The 20,628-nt window shown below is 61.0% G+C and carries 20 protein-coding genes; 3 read left to right on the top strand and 17 right to left on the bottom strand.

What is annotated here, in order from left to right:
* Positions 1-83: 83 nt before the first annotated feature.
* The 5 genes from J1G35_RS10040 to J1G35_RS10020 are packed head-to-tail and all read right to left on the bottom strand — an operon-like array spanning position 84 to position 4,007.
* The gene (locus J1G35_RS10040; RefSeq protein WP_223014823.1) at positions 84-719 is read right to left on the bottom strand and encodes an SCO family protein; all 636 of its coding nucleotides are present in this window, start codon (positions 717-719) and stop codon (positions 84-86) included.
* Entirely contained in the window at positions 716-1,615 is a 900-nt protein-coding gene (gene cyoE, locus J1G35_RS10035) for a heme o synthase (protein ID WP_053127327.1), read from the bottom strand. The genes J1G35_RS10040 and cyoE overlap by 4 nt, the downstream gene beginning before the upstream one ends.
* Positions 1,603-2,682 (bottom strand): COX15/CtaA family protein, encoded by a 1,080-nt coding sequence (locus J1G35_RS10030; protein WP_223014822.1) that lies wholly within the window; start codon positions 2,680-2,682, stop codon positions 1,603-1,605. Before J1G35_RS10030 ends, cyoE begins: the two co-directional genes overlap by 13 nt.
* Before the next feature lie 10 nt (positions 2,683-2,692).
* The gene (locus J1G35_RS10025) at positions 2,693-3,277 is read right to left on the bottom strand and encodes a hypothetical protein (RefSeq protein ID WP_053127331.1); all 585 of its coding nucleotides are present in this window, start codon (positions 3,275-3,277) and stop codon (positions 2,693-2,695) included.
* Positions 3,243-4,007 carry an SURF1 family protein gene (locus J1G35_RS10020; RefSeq protein ID WP_223014821.1) on the bottom strand — a complete coding sequence of 255 codons (765 nt, stop codon included), beginning with the start codon at positions 4,005-4,007 and terminating at the stop codon, positions 3,243-3,245. The genes J1G35_RS10025 and J1G35_RS10020 overlap by 35 nt, the downstream gene beginning before the upstream one ends.
* Positions 4,008-4,052: 45 nt before the next feature.
* Between J1G35_RS10020 and J1G35_RS10015 the strand changes: the two genes are divergently transcribed.
* Positions 4,053-4,256 (top strand): twin transmembrane helix small protein, encoded by a 204-nt coding sequence (locus J1G35_RS10015; RefSeq protein ID WP_223014820.1) that lies wholly within the window; start codon positions 4,053-4,055, stop codon positions 4,254-4,256.
* A gap of 6 nt (positions 4,257-4,262) precedes the next feature.
* Here the strand turns inward: J1G35_RS10015 and J1G35_RS10010 are convergent, their stop codons facing one another.
* Genes J1G35_RS10010 through coxB form a run of 4 tightly spaced genes read right to left on the bottom strand, consistent with a single transcriptional unit; the run spans position 4,263 to position 8,546 of the window.
* A complete protein-coding gene (locus J1G35_RS10010) occupies positions 4,263-5,150 on the bottom strand; it encodes a cytochrome c oxidase subunit 3 (RefSeq protein ID WP_223014819.1) in 888 nt (295 codons plus the stop codon).
* 35 nt (positions 5,151-5,185) lie between these two features.
* Complete coding sequence (locus J1G35_RS10005) at positions 5,186-5,737, bottom strand: cytochrome c oxidase assembly protein (RefSeq protein ID WP_223014818.1); 552 nt, start codon at positions 5,735-5,737, stop codon at positions 5,186-5,188.
* Positions 5,738-5,770: 33 nt separating this feature from the next.
* A complete protein-coding gene (gene ctaD / locus J1G35_RS10000) occupies positions 5,771-7,360 on the bottom strand; it encodes a cytochrome c oxidase subunit I (RefSeq protein ID WP_017849006.1) in 1,590 nt (529 codons plus the stop codon).
* Between the two features lie 58 nt (positions 7,361-7,418).
* Positions 7,419-8,546 (bottom strand): cytochrome c oxidase subunit II, encoded by a 1,128-nt coding sequence (gene coxB / locus J1G35_RS09995; RefSeq protein ID WP_223014817.1) that lies wholly within the window; start codon positions 8,544-8,546, stop codon positions 7,419-7,421.
* Between the two features lie 367 nt (positions 8,547-8,913).
* On the opposite strand from coxB, the gene J1G35_RS09990 reads away from it, so the two are divergent.
* Positions 8,914-9,561: a hypothetical protein gene (locus tag J1G35_RS09990; protein WP_053127343.1), complete on the top strand. Its 648-nt coding sequence runs from the start codon at positions 8,914-8,916 to the stop codon at positions 9,559-9,561.
* A 68-nt stretch (positions 9,562-9,629) separates the two neighbouring features.
* On the opposite strand, the gene J1G35_RS09985 is transcribed toward J1G35_RS09990, so the two are convergent.
* The 6 genes from J1G35_RS09985 to J1G35_RS09960 form a co-directional block, all read right to left on the bottom strand.
* On the bottom strand, positions 9,630-11,177 hold the full coding sequence (locus J1G35_RS09985; RefSeq protein WP_053127345.1) for a SulP family inorganic anion transporter: 1,548 nt from the start codon (positions 11,175-11,177) through the stop codon (positions 9,630-9,632).
* A gap of 85 nt (positions 11,178-11,262) precedes the next feature.
* Positions 11,263-11,994, bottom strand: a complete 732-nt coding sequence (locus J1G35_RS09980; RefSeq protein WP_027608119.1) for a carbonic anhydrase — start codon at positions 11,992-11,994, stop codon at positions 11,263-11,265.
* Positions 11,995-12,220: 226 nt separating this feature from the next.
* Entirely contained in the window at positions 12,221-13,279 is a 1,059-nt protein-coding gene (locus J1G35_RS09975) for a PA0069 family radical SAM protein (RefSeq protein WP_053127347.1), read from the bottom strand.
* Positions 13,280-13,349: 70 nt separating this feature from the next.
* Positions 13,350-14,648, bottom strand: coding sequence for a cytochrome c (locus tag J1G35_RS09970; RefSeq protein ID WP_223014816.1), 1,299 nt, complete (start codon positions 14,646-14,648; stop codon positions 13,350-13,352).
* Between the two features lie 12 nt (positions 14,649-14,660).
* Positions 14,661-16,445, bottom strand: a complete 1,785-nt coding sequence (locus tag J1G35_RS09965; RefSeq protein WP_065946460.1) for a GMC family oxidoreductase — start codon at positions 16,443-16,445, stop codon at positions 14,661-14,663.
* 2 nt (positions 16,446-16,447) lie between these two features.
* Complete coding sequence (locus J1G35_RS09960; protein ID WP_053127352.1) at positions 16,448-17,200, bottom strand: gluconate 2-dehydrogenase subunit 3 family protein; 753 nt, start codon at positions 17,198-17,200, stop codon at positions 16,448-16,450.
* 274 nt (positions 17,201-17,474) lie between these two features.
* Between J1G35_RS09960 and J1G35_RS09955 the strand changes: the two genes are divergently transcribed.
* Complete coding sequence (locus tag J1G35_RS09955; RefSeq protein ID WP_223014815.1) at positions 17,475-18,131, top strand: tyrosine-protein phosphatase; 657 nt, start codon at positions 17,475-17,477, stop codon at positions 18,129-18,131.
* A 114-nt stretch (positions 18,132-18,245) separates the two neighbouring features.
* Here the strand turns inward: J1G35_RS09955 and J1G35_RS09950 are convergent, their stop codons facing one another.
* Together J1G35_RS09950 and prlC are read right to left on the bottom strand one after the other, a co-directional pair.
* Positions 18,246-18,518, bottom strand: a complete 273-nt coding sequence (locus J1G35_RS09950; RefSeq protein ID WP_027608125.1) for a YheV family putative zinc ribbon protein — start codon at positions 18,516-18,518, stop codon at positions 18,246-18,248.
* Positions 18,515-20,614: an oligopeptidase A gene (gene prlC, locus J1G35_RS09945; protein ID WP_223014814.1), complete on the bottom strand. Its 2,100-nt coding sequence runs from the start codon at positions 20,612-20,614 to the stop codon at positions 18,515-18,517. The genes J1G35_RS09950 and prlC overlap by 4 nt, the downstream gene beginning before the upstream one ends.
* Positions 20,615-20,628 lie beyond the last annotated feature (14 nt).

Genomic DNA, 20,628 nt, shown 5'->3' with positions numbered 1-20,628 from the left:
GCGGCAGATCAGTCAGCTCATGCAGCGACTGATACTCCGCAATCGGGGGCAAGCCCCCTCCCACATGTGTTGTGCGTTGCCTGTTACTTGCGCTGTAACAACCCTGGCAGTTGCGCCACCAGCTTCTGGTTGTTCAGCGGCGCACGGATAAACCCACGCTGCGTACCATCCGGGCCGATCAGCGCGAGGTTGCCGCTGTGGTCGACGGTGTAGTTGGGCTTGCTGGTGTCTGCCGGGATGAACGGGATGCTCACGGCATTCGAGACCTTCTGCACGTCGCTCACATTCGCACCGGTAAGGCCTTGGAACTGCGGGTCGAAGTAACCCAGGTACTGCTTGAGCTGAGTCGGGGTGTCGCGGTTCGGGTCGACGCTGACCAGGATCACCTGAAACTTATCCACAGCCTCTTTAGGCAACTCGCTCTTGATCTGGCGCAGTTGGGCGAGGGTGGTCGGGCAGATGTCGGGGCAGAAGGTGTAGCCGAAGAACAGCAGGCTCCATTTGCCTTGCAACTCGTTGACCAGCACCGGCTGGCCGTCCTGGTTGGTCATGCTCACCGGCGGCAGCTGGCGGCTTTGCGGCAGCAGGATGATGCCGGCGTCGATCAGCGCAGTGGGGTCGCCCTGGCCCCTGCCCGACAGGACTTTGTTAACGGTCAGGCCCATGATCAACGCGACGATGGCCACCAGGATAAAGACGGTTTTTTGAGTTCGAGTCATAGGTTCAACAGTAAGTAGTGGTCTACGAGCAGGGCGATAAACAGCAGGAACAAGTACCAGATAGAGTACTTGAAGGTGTTGATCGCCGCGTGCGGCTGAGCGCCACGGTACAGCACCCAGGCCCATTGCAGAAAGCGCGCACCCAACAACAGCGCGCACGCCAGGTACAGCGGGCCGCTCATGTGGATCACGTAGGGCATCAGGCTCACCGCCAGCAGCGCGAAGGTATAGAGCAGGATATGCACCTTGGTGTAGTGCTCGCCGTGGGTGACCGGCAGCATCGGGATGTCGGCCTTGGCGTATTCCTCCTTGCGGTGGATGGCCAGGGCCCAGAAGTGCGGCGGGGTCCAGGCGAAGATGATCAGCACCAGAAGCAGCGGCTCCGCGCTGACATGCCCCGTGACAGCGACCCACCCCAATAGCGGCGGCGCCGCGCCGGCCAGGCCACCGATCACAATATTCTGCGGTGTCGCGCGCTTGAGAAAACCGGTGTAGATCACCGCGTACCCCAGCAATGAAGCCAGCGTCAGCCATGCCGCCAAAGGATTGGTGAACGCCAGCAGCAAGGCCAGACCCGCCACAGCCAGAAACAACGCAAAGGCCAATGCCGCGACAGGCGAAACGCGCCCCTGCGCCAACGGTCGCTTATGGGTGCGCGCCATCACCGAATCAATCCTCCGATCCACCACATGGTTGACCACCGCCGCGCCGCCCGCACACAGGGCAATGCCCAGATTGCCGAACACCAGCACCGTCCACGGCACGCCTGCGCGTGTGGCGAGGAACATGCCCACCAGGGAGGTGATGAGCATCAGCACCACCACTTTCGGCTTGGTCAGCTCCAGGTAATCGCGCCAGATCGCCTGGCCCTGACGCGCGCCGATCAAGGTCGCCATGGCATCTCTCCTTTAAGGGTGATGAGGCCCGATACGTGTTTGCGCGGGCTGAACCGCCAGCCGAAGAGCAGTTGATCACGCACCCGGACCAGACTGGTGCGCGCGTGATAATTGACCAGCACCAGCGTCAGCAGCAGCGCAGCGCCACCGGCGTTATGGCCGACCGCCACCGGCAGCGGCAGGCCGAAATACACATTACTCAGGCCCAGGCTGACTTGCGCGGCCAAGGCGATCAACAGCAGGCCCGCAAGCCGCGTCATGCCCACGGCGCGCAACTGCCAGGCCAGGCCGAGCAGCACCAGGGTGACCAGCACTGCACCCACGCGGTGGGTCACGTGGATGGCGGTGCGCGCTTCACTGTCGAGCTGGCCGCCGAGGTAATTCGGCCCGATATGCTGAGTCAGGTGAAAGCCATTGGCAAAGTCAGCCGCCGGCCACCACGCGCCATGGCAGGTTGGCAGGTCGACGCAGGCCACGGCCGCGTAGTTGGAGCTCACCCAGCCGCCCAACGCGATTTGCCCGATCACCAGCACCAGTCCCGCCGTCGCCCAATATTGCAGACGCTTGGGCACGATCAACGCGGGCAGCACGCCGGACAGGCGCAAGGTCAGCAAAAACAGCAGGCTCAAGGTCGCAAAGCCGCCCAGTAGATGGCCCGTCACGACCTGCGGCCAGAGCTTCAACGTTACCGTCCACATGCCAAATGCCGCCTGGGCAAACACCACTGCCAACACAAACAACGGCAACTTCACCGGTTGGCCCGGGTCACGGCGATGGCTCCACGAACGCGCCGCCAATAGCACAATCAACAGGCCCAGGGTGCCGGCGAAATAGCGATGAGTCATCTCGGCCCATCCCTTGTCGGCCTCCACCGGCGTATCGGGGAAATGCAATTCGGCATGGGCCAGTTGGGCCTCGCTTTGCGGCACGCTGATAAACCCATAGCAGCCCGGCCAATCCGGACAGCCCAGGCCGGCGTGGGTCAGGCGGGTATAGGCGCCGAGCAGCACGACAATCAGCGCAAGCAAGGTGGCAAATAACGCGAGGCGAAATCCAGGTTTGGCCATGACGATGCCCTTATCCGATGTTCGACAGTTTCAGCAGGTGGCGCAGATCATTGAGCAAGTCCTTGCCCTTGACCTTGGTGTCGTAGCGCAGCACCAGGTTGCCGTGGGGATCGACGATCCACAGCTGCGCCTCACCCGGCGCAACGGCGTTTTTGGTGAAGGTCGAGAGGTCCAGCGAGTAGCGCTGCAATTGCGGGTATTCGACCTTCAACTTGGCGTCATAGTCGGCACCGACCGGTTGCGCACTGGCCAGGGCATGGCTGGCGCGCGAGGCGTCGCGCCCCAGGCCGATCTGCAATTGGCGTGCGAGGTACACCAGTTGCTGGCAATCCGCAGCGCACGCCGTGGGGGCGGTGACCAGCAACTGCCAGCGCTGTTCGTCGGCCTGCACGCCGATATCGGCGCGGGTCTGACCGTTGCCGATCAGTTCGCCGTGGTAGCTGCGGCTGTCCGGCACCCAGAACTGCAGTTTGTACATGAAGGTGGCCAGCGCCATCGGGCCGATCACCATCAGCAGGATCAGCAGCAACTGCCAGCGGCCTTTACGCCGATCGGGCATCTCAGACATGTTGAGTGGATTCATGGCCGCTCCCATGGTGCTTCTCCTTTGTGTTGTGCCATCCGAGGTAGAGGTAAAGCGCCAGCAGCGCCAACGCCATGGCAAACCATTGCACTACATAGGCCAGGTGTTTTTCCGGGCCCATGGCAACGATGGGCCAGGTGGTTTCGTACATTGCAGGGCCGGCTTCGGCACGCAGCTCGTAGGCAAAACCGCGGCGGCCCAGCTCAGCCCAGAGTGCGGCGGGGTGCAGCGCGGTCAATAAACGCGGCCACTGCGCAGTCGCAGGGTCCGCATGCAACTGGAAGGTTTCGCCGGGCGCGACGTACACCCAGGCGTCAATATTCAGCAGTTGTTCAGGGGTGCTGAAGGCGGGTGGAGTACGCCGGTCCGGCCAGGGCAGCCAGCCGCGATTGAGCAACAGCCACAGGCCGCTGGCCTGGTCATGAAAGGGTTGCAGCAACTCGACACCGGCCTTGCCGTCACGCAGGCGGTTATCCAGCAATACGCTGTGCTCCGCATCGAATTGCCCGCGCAGATGCACGCGGCGAAAGGCCGGGTCCGCCATGTCACCGAGCTGCACACTGCTGATCGGCTCAGCCACGCGGCGTTCGGCATAGCTGTCCACCAGCAACTGCTTCTCATGGCCGCGCGACAGTTGCCAGAAACCCAAGCCCACCATCAACGGCAGCAGAATCATCACCACTAAGGTCGGTGCGATACCTGGACGAAAGCGTTTCATGGCGCTGGCTATACTTGTTTTCATTGCCCGCCCATCCCCTCAATGCCCACCCAAGCCAGGAACCAGACCATGCTCAAAGCAGCCATTGCCCTGATGCTGATCGCGACTGTCGTGAGCCTGTTCAGTGGCTTGTTCTTTCTGGTCAAGGACGAGGGCCACTCCAACCGCCTCGTCACTGCCTTGACCGTGCGTGTCGTACTGGCCTTGATCACCGTGGCCTTGATCGCCTGGGGCTTTTTCAGCGGCCAGTTGGTGTCTCACGCGCCGTGGTAAATCACCTCACAGCACGTAGACGAAGAAAAACAGCCCGATCCACACCACATCCACAAAGTGCCAATACCAACTGGCCGCCTCGAAGCCGAACTGATGCTCGGCATTGAAGTGCCCGCGCAGGATGCGCATCAGCATCACAAACAGAATGATGGTGCCGATGGTCACGTGGGCACCGTGAAAGCCCGTGAGCATAAAGAAGGTCGCGCCATACACGCCGGAGCCCAGGGTCAGCCCCAGCTCCTTGTAGGCGTGGATGTATTCCTCGGCCTGGAACCCCAGGAACGCCAAGCCCAGCAGCACGGTAATCGCCAACCAGATCTTCAACGCGCCGCGATGGCCTTTGCGCAGGGCATGGTGGGCGATGGTGATGGTCACGCTGGAGCTGACCAGCAAAATCGTGTTGACCAACGGCAGGCCCCAGGGGCTGATGGTGCCCTCGGGCGCGGGGTAAAGCTTGGGGTCGGGGTTATTGAGCAGCGGCCAGGCGAACTCGAAGTTCGGCCACAGCATATGCGCCACGCCCTTCGCGCCTTCACCGGCCAGCCAGGGCGCAGACATATGCCGCACATAAAACAGCGCACCGAAGAACGCGATAAAGAACATCACCTCGGAAAAGATGAACCAGGTCATGCCCCAGCGAAACGAGCGATCCATTTGCGCGCTGTACAAACCGGCGCGACTTTCCTTGATCACCGCGCCAAACCAGCCGAACAGCATGTAGGCCAGCAGCAGGCCGCCAACAAAGAATATCCATGGGCCGTGGGATTCCGGGCGCGCAGCCTTCAGATCGTTAAACCACACGGCCAGGCCATACACGGTGACCAGCATGCCAATCGTGGCAATTATCGGCCATTTGCTTTGCGCTGGTACGTAGTACGTATCATGAGTCGACATGTATTCGCTCTCCTGATTGAGCGGGCAAACAGTAGCTAGCCGCCGGTACGGACAGCCACCGGCGGTTGGCGCGCAGTGATATCAAACAGCGTGTACGCCAGGGTCAAATGCTTCACATCCTTGGGCATGTCGCGGTCGACAATAAAACGTACCGGCATCTCGATGCGCTCGCCTGGCTGCAGCACTTGCTGGGTGAAGCAAAAGCATTCGGTCTTGTGGAAGTACATCGCCGCCTCGGCCGGGGAAATGCTCGGCACCGCCTGGGCGGTCATCGGTTTATCGGTGGGGTTGTAGGCCACGAACAGCATCTCGGTGACTGCGCCGGGGTTGACCACCACCTCGTCAGCCTTGGCATAAAAATCCCAGACCATGTCGATGGCATTGGTGGACAGGAACTGCACCCGCACCTGGCGCGTGAGGTCGACGACCTGCTCGCCCTCGTACTGCCCGGCCGTCTTGCCGTTGATGCCGAACGCCTTGCACATCACGTCGTAGATCGGCACCAGGGCAAAGCCGAAGGCGAACATCGCCACCACCAGGATCAGCAGGCGGGTCACCAGGCGCTTGAGGGGCACGGAGTCAGCCATGACATCCCCCTGAAGCGAATGCGATCAGCGTGTTCATTTGACCTCCGGCGGGGTGGTGAAGGTGTGGTACGGCGCGGGCGAAGGCACGCTCCACTCCAGGCCTTCGGCGCCATCCCACGGCTTGGCCGGCGCCGGCGGGCCGCCACGGATGCACTTGATCACGATAAACAGGAAGAAGATCTGCGTGGCGCCGAACATAAACGCGCCAATCGACGAGACCATGTTGAAGTCGGCGAACTGCAGGTTGTAGTCCGGCACCCGCCGCGGCATGCCTGCCAGACCGACGAAGTGCATCGGGAAGAACGCCATGTTCATGCCCACGAAAGACAGCCAGAAATGCAGCTTGCCCAAGGTTTCGTCGTACATGTGGCCGGTCCATTTCGGCAGCCAGTAGTAGGCCGAGGCGAAGATGCCGAAGATCGCGCCGGGCACCAGTACGTAATGGAAGTGCGCTACCACAAAGTAGGTGTCGTGGTACTGGAAGTCCGCCGGGGCAATCGCCAGCATCAACCCGGAGAAACCACCGATGGTGAACAGAATCACGAAGGCCACCGCAAACAGCATCGGCGTCTCGAAAGTCAGCGAGCCTTGCCACATGGTGCTGACCCAGTTGAACACCTTGACCCCGGTTGGCACGGCGATCAGGAGTGTGGCGTACATGAAAAACAGCTCGCCCACCAACGGAATACCCACCACGAACATATGGTGCGCCCACACGATAAACGACAGAAACGCGATGCTCGCCGTGGCATAGACCATCGACGTATAGCCGAACAACGGCTTGCGCGAGAAGGTCGGGATAATCGAACTGACGGCGCCAAACGCCGGCAGGATCATGATGTACACCTCGGGGTGGCCGAAGAACCAGAACACATGCTGGAACAGCACCGGATCACCGCCACCGGCCGCGCTGAAAAAGCTGGTGCCGAAGTGGATGTCCATCAGCATCATGGTCACGCAACCGGCCAGCACCGGCATCACCGCAATCAGCAGGAACGCGGTGATCAGCCAGGTCCAGACGAACAGCGGCATTTTCATCAGGGTCATGCCGGGCGCGCGCAGGTTGAGGATGGTGGCGACCACGTTGATCGCGCCCATGATCGAGCTGATGCCCATCAAGTGGATGGCGAAGATGAAGAACGTCACGCTTTCCGGCGCGTAGGTGGTGGAGAGCGGGGCGTAGAACGTCCAGCCGAAATTCGGCCCGCCGCCCGGTGTGAACAGGGTCGAGACCAGCAGCAGGAACGCCGCCGGCAGCAGCCAGAAGCTGAAGTTGTTCATGCGCGGCAAGGCCATGTCCGGCGCGCCGATCATCAGCGGAATCATCCAGTTGGCCAGGCCGACAAACGCCGGCATCACCGCACCGAACACCATGATCAGGCCATGCATGGTGGTCATCTGGTTGAAAAACGCCGGCTCGACGATCTGCAGGCCAGGCTGGAACAATTCGGCACGGATCACCATGGCGAACGAGCCGCCGAGCAGGAACATGGTGAACGCGAACCACAGGTACATCGTGCCGATGTCTTTATGGTTGGTGGTCAGCACCCAGCGCATCAGACCCTTGGCGGGGCCGTGGGCATGGTCACTGGCGTGGCCATGGTCATCGATCACAGCGCTCATGGCCGTTCTCCTGCAAGCGAGTGGGCGGTTCGGGTCGGGGCATATGCAATGAAAGAAGTCATTTGCTTTCCGCCTGCTTGATGGCCAGCACATCTCTAGGCGTGACCATGTCGCCTTTGTTGTTACCCCAGGCATTGCGCTCGTAGGTCACCACGGCGGCGATATCCACTTCCGAGAGCTGTTTGCCGAATGCGGCCATCGCAGTACCGGGCTTGCCGTGGTAGACGAGGCTCAGGTGACCTTCCTTGGGCCCGGTGGCGATTTTCGAACCCTTGAGCGCCGGGAACATCGGCGGCAGGCCCTGGCCTTCGGCCTGGTGACAGGCCACGCAGGTGGTGTGGTAGACCTTGTCGCCACGGGCCACCAACTCTTCCAGCGTCCACTCCTTGGAGGTCAGCTCCTTGAGTTTGGCGGCCTCTGCCTTACGCTCGCCGAGCCAGGTGTCGTAGTCGGCCTTGGACTTGACCTCGACCACAATGGGCATGAAGCCGTGGTCCTTGCCGCACAGCTCTGCGCACTGGCCACGGTAGATGCCGGGCTTCTCGACACGGGTCCAGGCCTCGTTGACGAACCCAGGGATGGCGTCACGCTTGACCGCAAAGGCCGGCACCCACCAGGAGTGGATCACGTCGGCGGCCGTCACCAGGAAGCGCACCTTGGCGCCCACCGGCAGCACCAGCGGCTGGTCGACCTCCAGCAGGTAATGTTCGCCCTTGGTGGCCTGGTTATGGATCTGCTCGGCAGGCGTGGCCAGGTTGCTGAAGAACTCCACGTCCTGGCCCAGGTATTTGTAGTGCCACTTCCACTGATAGCCGGTGACCTGGATATCGATATCCGACTCAGTGCTGTCGTAGATATTGATCAGGGTCTTGGTCGCCGGAATGGCCATGGCGATCAGGATCAGCAAGGGCACCACGGTCCAGAGGATTTCCACGGTGGTGCTTTCGTGGAATTTTGCCGCGACCTGGCCCGTAGAGCGGCGATGAAGGATCATCGACCAGAACATTGCGCCAAATACGACAATGCCGATCACCACACAGATCCAGAAAATGGTCATGTGCAGGTCAAACACAGCGTGACTGACTTCAGTTGCCCCTGGGGCCATATTCGTTGTCCAGGCGGCGTGCGCCTGGCCGAATACTGACCACAACAGAAGACCCATCCAAACATGTGGATGTCGCGTCATTGCGGGTTCCCCTTATCGTTCTTGTTATCCCGCCGGTTTGCACCTGCGTCGAAGGGAGCGGCTTCCATACTGCTTACAACCGCTTAGCCTTGCCTGCTTATGCAGTCTGGCGTCATCAGCTAATCGCGTACAAAACCGAGTATAGACACGCACTGCAACCCCGCAATGTGTAGGGGCAAATGAGCGAAAATGAGTGGCAAGGGCTAATAAAACCGGGCGCGGAATCGTTTATCCGAGCATCGATGGCAATTCGATATAACACACACGCATAACCATGAAATAATTATGACAAATGCGTCTTAGGCGCTCGTATAAACGAGCTACCTTATGCTCTCCCTATTCCTACGCCTGCTTCACTGGAGCTTTCATGAACACCGCCGCATTGCGCGAGCAGATTTCCCTTGCCCATCAACACGAATCCAGCACTGGCCAGCTAGCCAAGCAGCTGGAAGAGCAATTGCCGCACCTGCATTCGGCCATTTCCCTGGCTGACGGTGACCGCAACATTGTCATGACCCGCTTTGTCACAGCCTACATCGACCTCGTGCCGGACCTGCTGGACGCCGCCAACGACGTGGCCCGCGAGGCCGGGATCGAAAGCCAGATCAAGCCGGTGCTGAAAATCGCCGAACATTTCTTCCTGCAACCGCCCGCGATCCTGGCAGGCCATGAAGGGCTCGACGGCCTGCTGGACGAGGCTTACCTGGCCCATCGGCTGGTGGAAGAGGTCAACGATCTGTATATCAAGCACTTCGGCCAGCCGTTGATTCCGGCAGACACCACCGTGGCCAACGTGATTGCTCATCAACTGATCGGCGAAGCATTCGCCAACCAACTGGATGAAGCCGTACACCACGCGGTGGACGAAATGCTCAACGAAGACAGCTTTGCGCTGGAGTCGGTAGAGACGTACCGCGAACAGCTGAAAAGCCCGCAGACTGAAGCCGCGTGGAAGCGCTGGCCGTGCCTGTCGCGACAGCTTGGAGTGGAGTTGGCGCTGGATCAGCCGGCTTAAATCTTAAATCAGACACAAAAGAAGTGTGGGAGGGGGCTTTTCCCCTCCCACATTTTGATCCGGCTCCCTCAGCCGATTGATGGCGCCGAGCCGATCCCCGTTGTCGTCCTGACGCGGCCCTCCAACCGGCGCTTCAACCCACGCGCCTCAATCACCAGCCTCGACCCCTTGGCCGCGTTCGCCCGGCCCCATTCCTCCAGCAATTCCAGGCAGGAATGGTCGATATAGCTCAGGTTGCTCAGCGGTACGTGCACGGTAGCGCCCGCAGGCACGGTCGACAGCACTTGGGTCAGCGCCGGCACTTTCAGGAAGGTCGCCGCTCCGGTCAAACGCAGCTCCATTTCCCCCTCCTGGGGCAGGTCGATCAGGCTGATTTTCAGGCGCGAGGCCTTGAGCGCCAGCTTGACCAGCGTGAGCCCAAAGCCCACCAGCACGCCGGTCAGCAGGTCGGTAAAAATGATCGCCAACGCGGTGGCGGCGTAGGTAAACATCGGCATACGTCCATAGCGGCCAAGCGCCTTAAAGGCCTTGATGTCCACCAGCTTGATCCCGGTGTACACCAGCACACCCGCCAGGCTCGCCACCGGAATGCTTTGCAGCACGCTCGACAGCAGCAAGACAAAGCCCAGCAGCCACAGGCCATGGAACATCGCTGATAACCGCGTGGTGGCACCGGCCTGGACATTGGCCGAACTGCGCACGATGACGCCGGTCATGGGCAAGGCACCGACCAGGCCGCAGAGCATGTTGCCTACACCTTGGGCAGATAGCTCCTTGTCGAAATCAGAACGCTGGCCGCTGTGCATACGGTCCACCGCAGCCGCCGACAGCAGGGTTTCGGCACTGGCGATAAACGCCACGGCAAATGCGGCGATCAACAACTGGGGGTCGGCCAGGTTCAGCAGGTCGCTGGGGCGCAGCCAGTCGATAGCATCGGAGAGATTCTCAGGGACTTCCACACGCTTGACCTGCAGCGCCAGCACCAGGCTGGTCACCGTTGCCAGGCCAACGCCCAGCAGGGCTCCCGGCACGAAGCGCAGGCTTTGCGGACGGAATTTATCCCACAGGTACATGACCAGCATCGTCGACAAACCGAGCACTCCGGCCTGCCAACCCAGGCCGCCGCCCAAGGTCGGAATAGCCTGCGCCAATGCGGATGGGAAGCCCGCCAGGTTATCCAACCCCGAAGGCTTGGGCGCACCGTCGAGCATCACATGGATCTGCGATAGCACAATCAACACACCGATCCCCGCCAGCATCCCGTACACCACCGCCGGCGCCGTGACGCGGAACCAGCAGCCCAGGCGCAAACGCCCGGCCACCAGCTGCAGGAAGCCGGCCAGCAGCAGGATCGGCCCGAGCATCATCATTCCGTGCTGGCGTACCAGCTCGAACACCAAGACCGCCAGACCCGCCGCCGGGCCGCTGACCTGCAGCGGCGAACCCGCCAACCAGCCCACCACCAGGCCACCGATAATCCCGGTGATCAGGCCCTTGGCCGGCGGCATGCCGGACGCGATGGCGATCCCCATGCACAAGGGCAGGGCGACCAGAAACACAACCACGGAGGCGAGCAGCTCCCGTGGCAATACAGCTTTCAATTGAGCAGCACGCATGATGGCTCTCCCGAGGCATTCGCCGGGCGCGGCAAAGCCTGGCTGCATCCATGGCAGCCACCGCTTTACCCGGCAGGGAAGTGTTTTAGAAGCGCGCTTTAGGCGTCGCGGAAGGAATCGGCCCTTCGCCGCTCAACGGTCGGAACGCCGACTGATCAGCATCGTAGGCTCGAATTTCACTGGTCTCGATGTTGTAGATCCAGCCGTGGATAAACAGCTGACCATTGGCCATGCGCGACGCCACCGAGGGATGGGTACGCAAATGCTGGAGTTGGGCGATGACGTTTTCTTCGGTGAGCACTTTCATGCTCTCGCCTTCGTTGGCACAGTCGCAGTTGTCCTCGACCATGGACTTGGCGACTTCGGCGTGCCGCAGCCAGGCCCTTACCGTCGGCATCTTCTCCAGGCTGGCGGGGTTCAGCACCGCACGCATGGCGCCACAATCGGAGTGCCCGCACACGATGATGTGCTGCACGCCCAAGGCCAGTACGGCGTACTCGATGGCAGTGGAAACGCCGCCGTTCATCTGCCCATAAGGCGGCACGACGTTACCGACGTTGCGGGTCACAAACAGATCGCCGGGAGAGCTTTGGGTAATCAGCTCAGGCACGATGCGCGAGTCAGCGCAGGTAATGAACATCGCCCGTGGGCTCTGGGCCGTGGCGAGTTTCTTGAAGAGTTCTTCCTGCTGCGGGAAGACGTCGTGATGGAAATGCAAAAAGCCGTCAACGATATGTTTTAGCGCTGCATCGGCAGACTCCGCCACCTGAGGGGCTGAAGCCGACGCAGCCAACGGCTGTTTATCCTTGTCACTCATGATTCATCCTCTTGATTAATGCAGGGGAGTTTTCAGGTCAGTTCGACGCCAGGCCAGTGAAATAGTTGTAAAAACCACAAACCAGGCTGCCGACTCATCAGTCACTCGCTGAACAAGGTAACCACCGAAACTTAACTCAAACTGAATGAACCGCTCTAGATCGCGGGTTTCAGTGATGTCAAAACGCGACTATTCCTACAAGGAAGGTGCATTCCTCCTCATCAGTCTACAACAATGCCATCTGCCTGCCCGGTGGACAGAACGCCGTGCAATCCAGATTGAAGCCTTCTCGCCGATTCAGCCCCAGGCGTTTGATCGCCTTGCTGAAGCGCTGGGCCAGCAGGTCGGCAAACGGCCCCTCACCGCGCATGCGTACGCCGAAGCGGCTGTCATACACCTCACCACCGCGCACCTGGCGCACCAGGCTCATCACATGGGCCGCACGCTGCGGGTAATGCGCCGCCAGCCACTCCTCAAACAGCGGCGCCACCTCCAGGGGCAGGCGCAACATCATGTACGCCGCACTCTGGGCACCGGCGGCGTGCGCCTCGGTGAGCAGGCTCTCCAGCTCACTGTCATTGATCATAGGGATCATCGGTGAGCACAGCACACCCACCGGGATACCGGCCTCGCGCATCACCCGTATCGCCCGCAACCGCGCCTTGGGCGCCGCCGTGCGCGGTTCCAGGATGCGCTTGAGTTCGTCGTCCAGGCTGGTGAGGCTGATCATCACCGCTACCAGGCGCTGCCTGGCCAGCTCAGCCAGCAGGTCGAGGTCGCGCAGGATCAACGACCCCTTGGTAATAATCGTGACCGGGTGCCGATAGCGCAGCAGCACTTCGAGCGTCTGCCGGGTGATCTTGTATTCACGCTCGATGGGCTGGTACGGGTCGGTGTTAGAGCCCAGGTTGATCGGCGCACACACATAGCCCGGCTTCGATAGCTGCTGCTCCAGCACGTCGGCCGCGTTGCTCTTGGCGATCAGCTTGGTTTCGAAATCCAGCCCCGGCGACATGTCCCAATAAGCGTGGCTGGGCCGCGCATAGCAGTAGATGCAGCCATGCTCGCAGCCACGATATGGATTGATGGAGCGATCGAACGGCAGGTCTGGCGAGTTGTTGCGGGTGATGATGGTCTTGGCCGTCTCGATGCGCACTTCGGTGCCCTGGGTGGGCGGTACTTCCTGGTACCAGCCGTCGTCCTCCGCCACGCTGATGGTGGGCGCAAAGCGGTTATGCAGGTTGGTGGCCGTGCCCCGACCACGGGGCGGCAACGGAGTAGACATGAAGGCGCCTCGATACTGTTTTTATATACAGTATCGAGGCGCACGGTTCCTGACCAGTGCCGTTTGGCGGTCAGTGCTTTTGTGTGACCTGCCCGAGGTCATCGCCCGAGGTGGTGCGCATGTCGTTCTTGCGCAGGTCCGCTACTTCGCCGGCTTTCACCGGCGCACCTTTATTGCCCCAACTGCCACGAATGAAACTGACCACATCCGCCACTTCCTGGTCCGACAGACGCCAGGCGAACGCCGGCATGGTAAAGGTCGACGGCGCCGTGTGAGTGGCCGGCAACGTGCCGCCGTTCAACACGATGTTGATCAACGACGTGGCATCCGCCGTCTGCAGCACCGGATTGCCCGCCAGCGCCGGGAACACCCGCGTATAACCATGGCCATCGGTACGGTGACAGGCCGCGCAGTTGTCGATATACACCGACGCGCCGGGCTTGCTGTCATCACCCTTCCACAGCGCCTCAGCCACCTGCTTGTCATACTGGTGCGGCTGGTCTTTCGGGTCCACCGCCGGCAGGCTTTTGAGGTAACGCGCGATAGCGGTCAGGTCGTCTTGCGACATGTACTGCATGCTATGGACGACCACATCGCTCATGCCGCCAAACACGGCACTGCGATCACTGCGACCGGTCTTGAGGAATTGCACCAGTTGCTCCTCGCTCCAACCGCCGAGACCGTCCTTGTGATCGCCGCGCAGGCTCTTGGCGATCCAGCCTTCCAGTGGCGCACTGCCGGACAGAAAGGCATTGCCGTCAGTCGCGCTCAGGGCTTTTTCCTGCATGGTCAGGGCGCGTGGTGTATGACACGCGCCACAGTGGCCAAGGCCTTCCACCAAGTAGGCGCCGCGACTGATCACTGGGTCTGCACCCGCCACGGCCGGTTTATCCGCCACCTCCGGGGCAAACATCCAGCGCCACGCCGCCAACGGCCAACGCATGCTCAACGGCCACGGAATGTCGCTGGCCTTGTTCTCCTGGGCGACCGGCTCCACGCCCTTCATGAAGTACGCATACAACGCCCGCATATCGCTTTCGCTGACGCGCGCATAAGACGGGTAGGGCATCGCCGGGTAAAGCGTACTACCACTCTTGGCGACGCCGTGACGCACGGCCTTGTCGAAGTCCTCGAAGCTGTAGTCGCCCAGGCCGGTCTTGTCCGGGGTGATGTTGGTGGAATAGATCACACCGATGGGGGTTTCCATTGGCAGGCCACCGGCGAACGGTTTGCCGCCCTTGGCGGTGTGGCAGGCCACGCAGTCGCCGGCGCGGGCCAGGTATTCGCCCTGCTTGATCAGGTCGGTTTCAGCGGCGCTGATCGAGCAACTGCTGAGCAGGGCAAACGTCGCGATAACAAATGCTTTCATGGTCATCGCTCCTTATGCCTGAACCAGCGGGCCGGGGTTTTTCAGGTACTGCTCGCGGATCGCCCGGGCCGACCAGTAGGTCAATGCCGCCACCAGGCCGGTAGGGTTGTAGCCCAGGCCCTGTGGGAAAGCGGATGCGCCGGGGACAAACACGTTGTGTACATCCCAGCACTGCAAGTAGCGGTTCAGCGCACTGGTTTTCGGGTCGGTCCCCATGATCGCGCCACCGTTGAGGTGGGTGGTCTGGTACGACGCGGTGTTGAAGTGCTCACCGACTTTTTTGCCGAGCACCGCAATCGCCTTGGGGTTCATCGCTTCGGCGACCTTGCCCATTTTCTCGACCATGAAGCGGTTCATCTTGATGTCGTTTTCCTGCCAGTCGAACGTCATACGCAGCAGCGGCAGGCCGTAGGCATCGCGGTAGACCGGGTCCAGATCCAGGTAGTTACCCCGGTAGGATTGATGGGCACCGTGTGCATCCATCGACACCTGGTGGGTGTAGTAATCGGCGGTGGCGCGCTTCCAGGCACTGCCCCAGGCCGGTGTGCCGGGCGGGTTGGACGTACCGGCAATCGGCCGGCTGCCGGCCTGGTTGACCCACATCGGCGAACCGCCCACAAAGCCATGGGGCCCGTGATCGAAGTTGTCGGCGTTGAAGTCATCGATGGCCACGCCATTGCCGCCGGCACCGATAAAGTTGTTGGTGTGGGTGTCCTTGTCGAAGAACGCCTTGATGGTGGCCATGTTCTGGTAGGCAAAGTTCCTGCCCACCACACCCTCATTGGTCATCGGGTCGTAAGGCTTGCCGATGCCCGACAGCAGCATCAACCGCACGTTGTGGAACTGGAACGCGCCGAGGATCACCAGGTCTGCCGGTTGTTCGCACTCTCGGCCCTGGGCGTCGATATAGGTCACGCCGGTGGCCTTGCTCTTGGTGCTGTCCAGATTGACCTTGAGCACGTGGGAATTAGGCCGCAGCTCAAAATTCGGCACCTGGCGCAGCGCCGGCAGGATGTTCACGTTCGGCGAGGCCTTGGAGTACATGTAGCACACGTAACCGCTGCAAAAACCGCAGAAGTTGCACGGGCCCATCTGCGCGCCGTAGGGGTTGGTGTAAGGCCCCGAGGTATTGGCTGACGGCAGGTTGTAGGGCTTATACCCGACGCTGGCGGCCGCTTTCTGAAACAGCTGTGCGGAGACTGTGTTCTTTTGCGCTTCCAACGGAAACGGGTTGGAACGGTCCGGCGCATAGGGGTTACCGCCACGCCCTTCGCCCACCACCTGGCCTTTCACGGTCCAGGCCTGGCCAGAGGTGCCGAAGACTTTTTCTGCATAGTCGAAAAACGGCTCCAGCTCTTCGTAGCTCACGCCGAAGTCCTGGATGGTCATGTCCTTGGGAATGAAATGCTTGCCGTAACGCTCTTCGTAATGGCTGCGCATGCGCAGTTCAATCGGATCGACACGGAAATGCACGCCCGACCAGTGCAAGCCCGCACCGCCCACGCCGTTACCCGGCAAAAACGCGCCGAGTTGACGGTTAGGCAAGGCAACGTCATTCACGCTATGGCGAATCGTCACCGTCTCCTTGGAGATGTCCTGGAAGAGTTTTTTACGCACGCTGTAGGTCAGTTCGTCGATGACCTGGGGATAGTTGCCGTCCGGGTAAGTGTCCTGCATCGGGCCGCGCTCCAGCGCTACCACGTTCAGTCCGGCTTCCGTCAGCTCCTTGGCCATGATCGCGCCGGTCCAGCCGAAGCCGACAATCACCGCATCCACTTTCTTCATGATGGTCGCCACGTTTATGCCCTCTCGCCGCGGATGGAAACTGCCGGGAAGGGGTATTGCTCGTTGCGTTCCACCCAATCCATAAAGTCGGCGCGGGCGCCGGGGAAGCCGATCATGGTCCAGCCGACCATGCCTTTATTGCCACCATGGATCGGGTCGCAGAAGAACCCTTCCTTGGTGTTTTGCAGCAGCAGGTTGAAGAACATCTTCGGTGGCACTGCGTCAAAATGTGCCGTGACTTCACTGCCACCCGCCTCCAGGCGCCGCAACATATCGTCTCGGGTAGCGCTGTCTTGCGCAGCAAAAGCTTTGCCGTTGAACGCCTTCGACCAGGCATCCGTCGCGGCAATACCCAGGCGATAGATGTCCTTGGGCACCAATTTGCTCTGCCAGCCCATCTCCGGTGGAGCATCGGCGTTAAACGGACCTTGCATGAACCACAGGGCGCCGCTGGCATACGGCGTGTTCATCTGACGGTCGATGTACTCCGGCGCGCCGGCTTCCAGGGCACCGGGGCCTTGGGCATCGGCCGGGATCAGACGCTCGACGGCAGCGTTGATAAACGCCCATTCCTCGGCAGTGAAATAGCTTGGCTCGTAGGCTTTTTCGCTGGCTACAGGCTTAGCCGGCGCGGCCTCGACCGGCGCAGGCGTCGCCATCAGCATCGAACCGCCAAGGCCGGTGCTGGCAACCGTGACCACCGGGATCAAGGTCAAGGATTTGCGCAGAAAGTCACGCCGGGGGTTGTCTTGATCTTGATCAGACATGGTGGCACCTCATCATGTGGTCACGGGGTTGTCAGCCGCTTCTAGGGAGTGGCTTGGCTTTGTCGAGCGGCAAATTGGATCCAGGTGATCCAAGGGGATAGAGCGCAGCGGCAGACAATAGTTACAAATGATAGCAGCCTAAGCATCGAGAGAATCGTTTCAGCGACTAAAGATTAAGGATTCACGATTCTTTGACGGGCACCTCACACCTCCTTGACCCTCTGTGACTGACTCTGGGCGCTATCAACCCATTTCCCCTATGGTTACGTCGCCCATGCTCAAGCATCACTGGTTGCCGGCCCTCGGCCTGGCGCTTATGGCACTGTTCAATACGGCGTTTGCGCAGGCCGATGAAGCTGTGTCCATTCGCTCCCCCGAATGGGCCCAACCCGTAGGCGACCGCTACAACCTGCATCAAATGACGCCCACGCTCTATCGCAGCGCACTCCCGGACAGCCGTGCAGCGCCGTTGCTGGAACAGCTCAAGATCGGCACCGTGATCAACTTCCTGCCCGAGCCCGATAGCGACTGGCTGAAGGCTCCCGGCATTCGTCAGGTTCAGTTGAGTTATCGCACCAATCATGTGGATGACGCCGACGTACTGGCGGCACTGAGGGCGATCAAGGAAGCGGAGGCCAATGGCCCGGTGCTGATGCACTGCAAGCACGGTTCTGACCGCACCGGCCTGATAGCAGCGATGTACCGTGTGGTGATTCAGGGCTGGAGCAAGGAGGAGGCGCTGAACGAGATGACCTTGGGCGGTTTCGGCACCAGTAACGGCTTCAAGGATGGCGTTCGCTACATGATGAAGGCCGATATCGACAAGTTGCGCACAGCCTTGGCGAATGGCGATTGCAGCACCAGCGCGTTTGCCCTGTGTTCCATGAACGGCTGGCTCGATACATCAAGCCAGAAGGAGAAACCATTGTAGGAGCGAACGTGCTCGCGAAGAACGTTAACGATGACGCAGGCCTTCTGGAGGAACGCGGCGCTCTCTGATTCTTCGCGAGCAAGCTCGCTCCTACAGGGGGGTTGTGCGGTTTCTTCAGTCTTTCTTCAGCTTCGGGTTAGGAAAAAACTGCACCGCCTGCACCTTCGGGTCCGGCGCTTTCAACGCCGATGTATTGACCCGCGTGCCCAATTCCTTGGGCACCGACAGACCTTGATCATTCAGCGTATCGGTATACCCACAGGCCACGCATTCGCGATGCGGCACGCTGTCCTCGGTCCACATCTTCAACTTGTCCGGCTCGCTGCACGCCGGGCAGACCGCCCCGGCGATAAATTGCTTTTTGGTAATCACAGGCCCTTCGCTCATGCTGCTGCGTCCTCACTCAGGCCGCTGTGGCGCAAGAGTGCGTCAATCGACGGTGCTCGTCCGCGGAAGTCGACGAACAGCACCATCGGTGCCTGGGAGCCGCCACGCGCCAGGATCGCCTCGCGGAAGGCACGGCCGGTCTCGGCATTGAGCACGCCGTCTTCTTCGAATTTGGAGAAGGCATCCGCCGACAGCACTTCGGCCCATTTGTAGCTGTAGTAACCCGCGGCATAACCGCCGGCAAAGATATGCGCAAAGCTGTTGGGGAAACGGTTGTAGGCCGGAGGACGCATCACCGACACCTCATCGCGCACGCCTTCGAGCACCTGGGCCACGCTACGGCCATCGCCATGGGTGGCATGCAATTCGAAATCGAACAGCGAGAATTCCAACTGGCGCACCATCATCAAGCCGGACTGGAAGTTCTTCGCCGCGAGCATTTTTTCCAGCAGGTCCTGGGGCAGTGGCTCGCCGCTTTCATAGTGGCCGGAGATCAGCGCCAGGCCTTCCGGCTCCCAGCACCAGTTCTCCATGAACTGGCTCGGCAATTCCACTGCATCCCACGCCACGCCGTTGATACCGGACACACCGGCATGCTCAACGCGGGTCAGCAGGTGATGCAGGCCGTGGCCGAATTCGTGGAACAGGGTGGTCACTTCATCGTGGGTCAGCAGGGCGGGCTTGCCGCTGTCGGCCGGGGTGAAGTTGCACACCAGGTTCGCCACCGGGCTTTGCAGCACGCCGTCGATGGTGCGGCGGCGGTCGCGCGCGCCGTCCATCCAGGCACCGCCACGCTTGTTGGCGCGGGCATACAGGTCGAAGAAGAAGCGGCCGACGTGCTGGCCGTTTTCCTTGATTTCAAACAGGCGAACATCCGGGTGCCAGGTGTCGAAACCTTTTTGCTCGGCGATCTCGATACCGTACAAACGCTGCACAATGGCGAACAGGCCGCCCAGCACCTTGTCGATCGGGAAGTAGGCGCGCAGGGCTTCCTGGGACACGCTGTAGCGTTGCTCTCGCAGCTTTTCGCCGTAGAAACCGCTGTCCCAGCTTTGCAGGTCGGCGCAGCCTTGTTCGGCGGCGTAGGCCTTGAGCTGTTGCAGGTCCTGGGCAGCGAACGGCTTGCTGCGCTTGGCCAGGTCACGCAGGAAGCTCAGCACCTGGTCGCTGGACTCGGCCATCTTGGTGGCCAGGCTCAGCTCGGAGAACGAGGCGTAACCCAAAAGCTTGGCCAGCTCCTGACGCAGGTCGAGGATCTGTTCCATCACCGGGCCGTTATCGTTCTGACCGGCATTCGGGCCCTGGTCTGACGCACGGGTGCAGTAGGCCGCGTAGATTTCTTCACGCAGGGCGCGGTCCTGGGCGTAGGTCATGACCGCGTAGTAGCTCGGAAACTCCAGGGTGATCAGCCAACCGTCGAGGCCTTTGGCCTGCGCGGCAGCGGCCATCTGCGCCTTGGCCGAATCGGTCAGACCGGCGAGGGTGGTTTCGTCGGTGACGTGCTTGGTCCACGCCTGGGTGGCGTCCAGCAGTTGGTTGGAGAATTTGCTGCCCAGCTCGGACAGCTTGCTCTGCACTTCGGCGTAACGTTTTTGCTGCTCAGGCGGCAAGTCGATACCCGAGAGGCGGAAGTCGCGCAGGGAGTGTTCAAGGATGGTTTTTTGCGCCACGTCGAACCCGGCGGCTTCCGGGCTGTTGGCCAGGGCCTCGAAGGCTTGGAACAGCGCGCGGTTCTGGCCCATCTCGGTGGAGTAGGCGCTCAATGCCGGCAGGCACGCCTCGTAGGCTTCGCGCAGCTCGGCGCTGTTGCACACGGCATTGAGATGGCTGACCGGGCTCCAGGCGGCGCCCAGGCGATCATTCAATTCGTCCATGGCCAGCACCAGACCGGCCCATGTCGGGTTTTTACCCTGGCTTTGCAGGATGCCTTCGATGGCAACACGGTTGTCGGCGAGGATCTGTTCGATGGCCGGCTGCACGTGTTCGGCACGGATCGCCGAGAACGGCGGCAGGTCGTAGGACTGCAGAAGAGGGTTGTTCGCGCTCACGGTTGGCACCTTGGCTGAAGAAACATGTAAGAACAAAGATGGGGCCATCTTAATTACAATCA

This window comes from Pseudomonas sp. SH10-3B (assembly GCF_019891415.1).
In the GTDB taxonomy this organism is placed as follows: Bacteria; Pseudomonadota; Gammaproteobacteria; order Pseudomonadales; family Pseudomonadaceae; genus Aquipseudomonas.
Note: the sequence above shows the minus strand (reverse complement) of the source record. Positions and strands in the feature narration are given on the sequence as shown.

Coding starts and splice junctions, on each gene's coding strand:
- J1G35_RS10040 (WP_223014823.1), bottom strand. CDS start 719: ATGACTCGAACTCAAAAAACCGTCTTTATCCTGGTGGCCATCGTCGCG.
- cyoE (WP_053127327.1), bottom strand. CDS start 1,615: ATGGCGACCTTGATCGGCGCGCGTCAGGGCCAGGCGATCTGGCGCGAT.
- J1G35_RS10030 (WP_223014822.1), bottom strand. CDS start 2,682: ATGGCCAAACCTGGATTTCGCCTCGCGTTATTTGCCACCTTGCTTGCG.
- J1G35_RS10025 (WP_053127331.1), bottom strand. CDS start 3,277: ATGGGAGCGGCCATGAATCCACTCAACATGTCTGAGATGCCCGATCGG.
- J1G35_RS10020 (WP_223014821.1), bottom strand. CDS start 4,007: ATGAAAACAAGTATAGCCAGCGCCATGAAACGCTTTCGTCCAGGTATC.
- J1G35_RS10015 (WP_223014820.1), top strand. CDS start 4,053: ATGCTCAAAGCAGCCATTGCCCTGATGCTGATCGCGACTGTCGTGAGC.
- J1G35_RS10010 (WP_223014819.1), bottom strand. CDS start 5,150: ATGTCGACTCATGATACGTACTACGTACCAGCGCAAAGCAAATGGCCG.
- J1G35_RS10005 (WP_223014818.1), bottom strand. CDS start 5,737: ATGGCTGACTCCGTGCCCCTCAAGCGCCTGGTGACCCGCCTGCTGATC.
- ctaD (WP_017849006.1), bottom strand. CDS start 7,360: ATGAGCGCTGTGATCGATGACCATGGCCACGCCAGTGACCATGCCCAC.
- coxB (WP_223014817.1), bottom strand. CDS start 8,546: ATGACGCGACATCCACATGTTTGGATGGGTCTTCTGTTGTGGTCAGTA.
- J1G35_RS09990 (WP_053127343.1), top strand. CDS start 8,914: ATGAACACCGCCGCATTGCGCGAGCAGATTTCCCTTGCCCATCAACAC.
- J1G35_RS09985 (WP_053127345.1), bottom strand. CDS start 11,177: ATGCGTGCTGCTCAATTGAAAGCTGTATTGCCACGGGAGCTGCTCGCC.
- J1G35_RS09980 (WP_027608119.1), bottom strand. CDS start 11,994: ATGAGTGACAAGGATAAACAGCCGTTGGCTGCGTCGGCTTCAGCCCCT.
- J1G35_RS09975 (WP_053127347.1), bottom strand. CDS start 13,279: ATGTCTACTCCGTTGCCGCCCCGTGGTCGGGGCACGGCCACCAACCTG.
- J1G35_RS09970 (WP_223014816.1), bottom strand. CDS start 14,648: ATGAAAGCATTTGTTATCGCGACGTTTGCCCTGCTCAGCAGTTGCTCG.
- J1G35_RS09960 (WP_053127352.1), bottom strand. CDS start 17,200: ATGTCTGATCAAGATCAAGACAACCCCCGGCGTGACTTTCTGCGCAAA.
- J1G35_RS09955 (WP_223014815.1), top strand. CDS start 17,475: ATGCTCAAGCATCACTGGTTGCCGGCCCTCGGCCTGGCGCTTATGGCA.
- J1G35_RS09950 (WP_027608125.1), bottom strand. CDS start 18,518: ATGAGCGAAGGGCCTGTGATTACCAAAAAGCAATTTATCGCCGGGGCG.
- prlC (WP_223014814.1), bottom strand. CDS start 20,614: ATGGCCCCATCTTTGTTCTTACATGTTTCTTCAGCCAAGGTGCCAACC.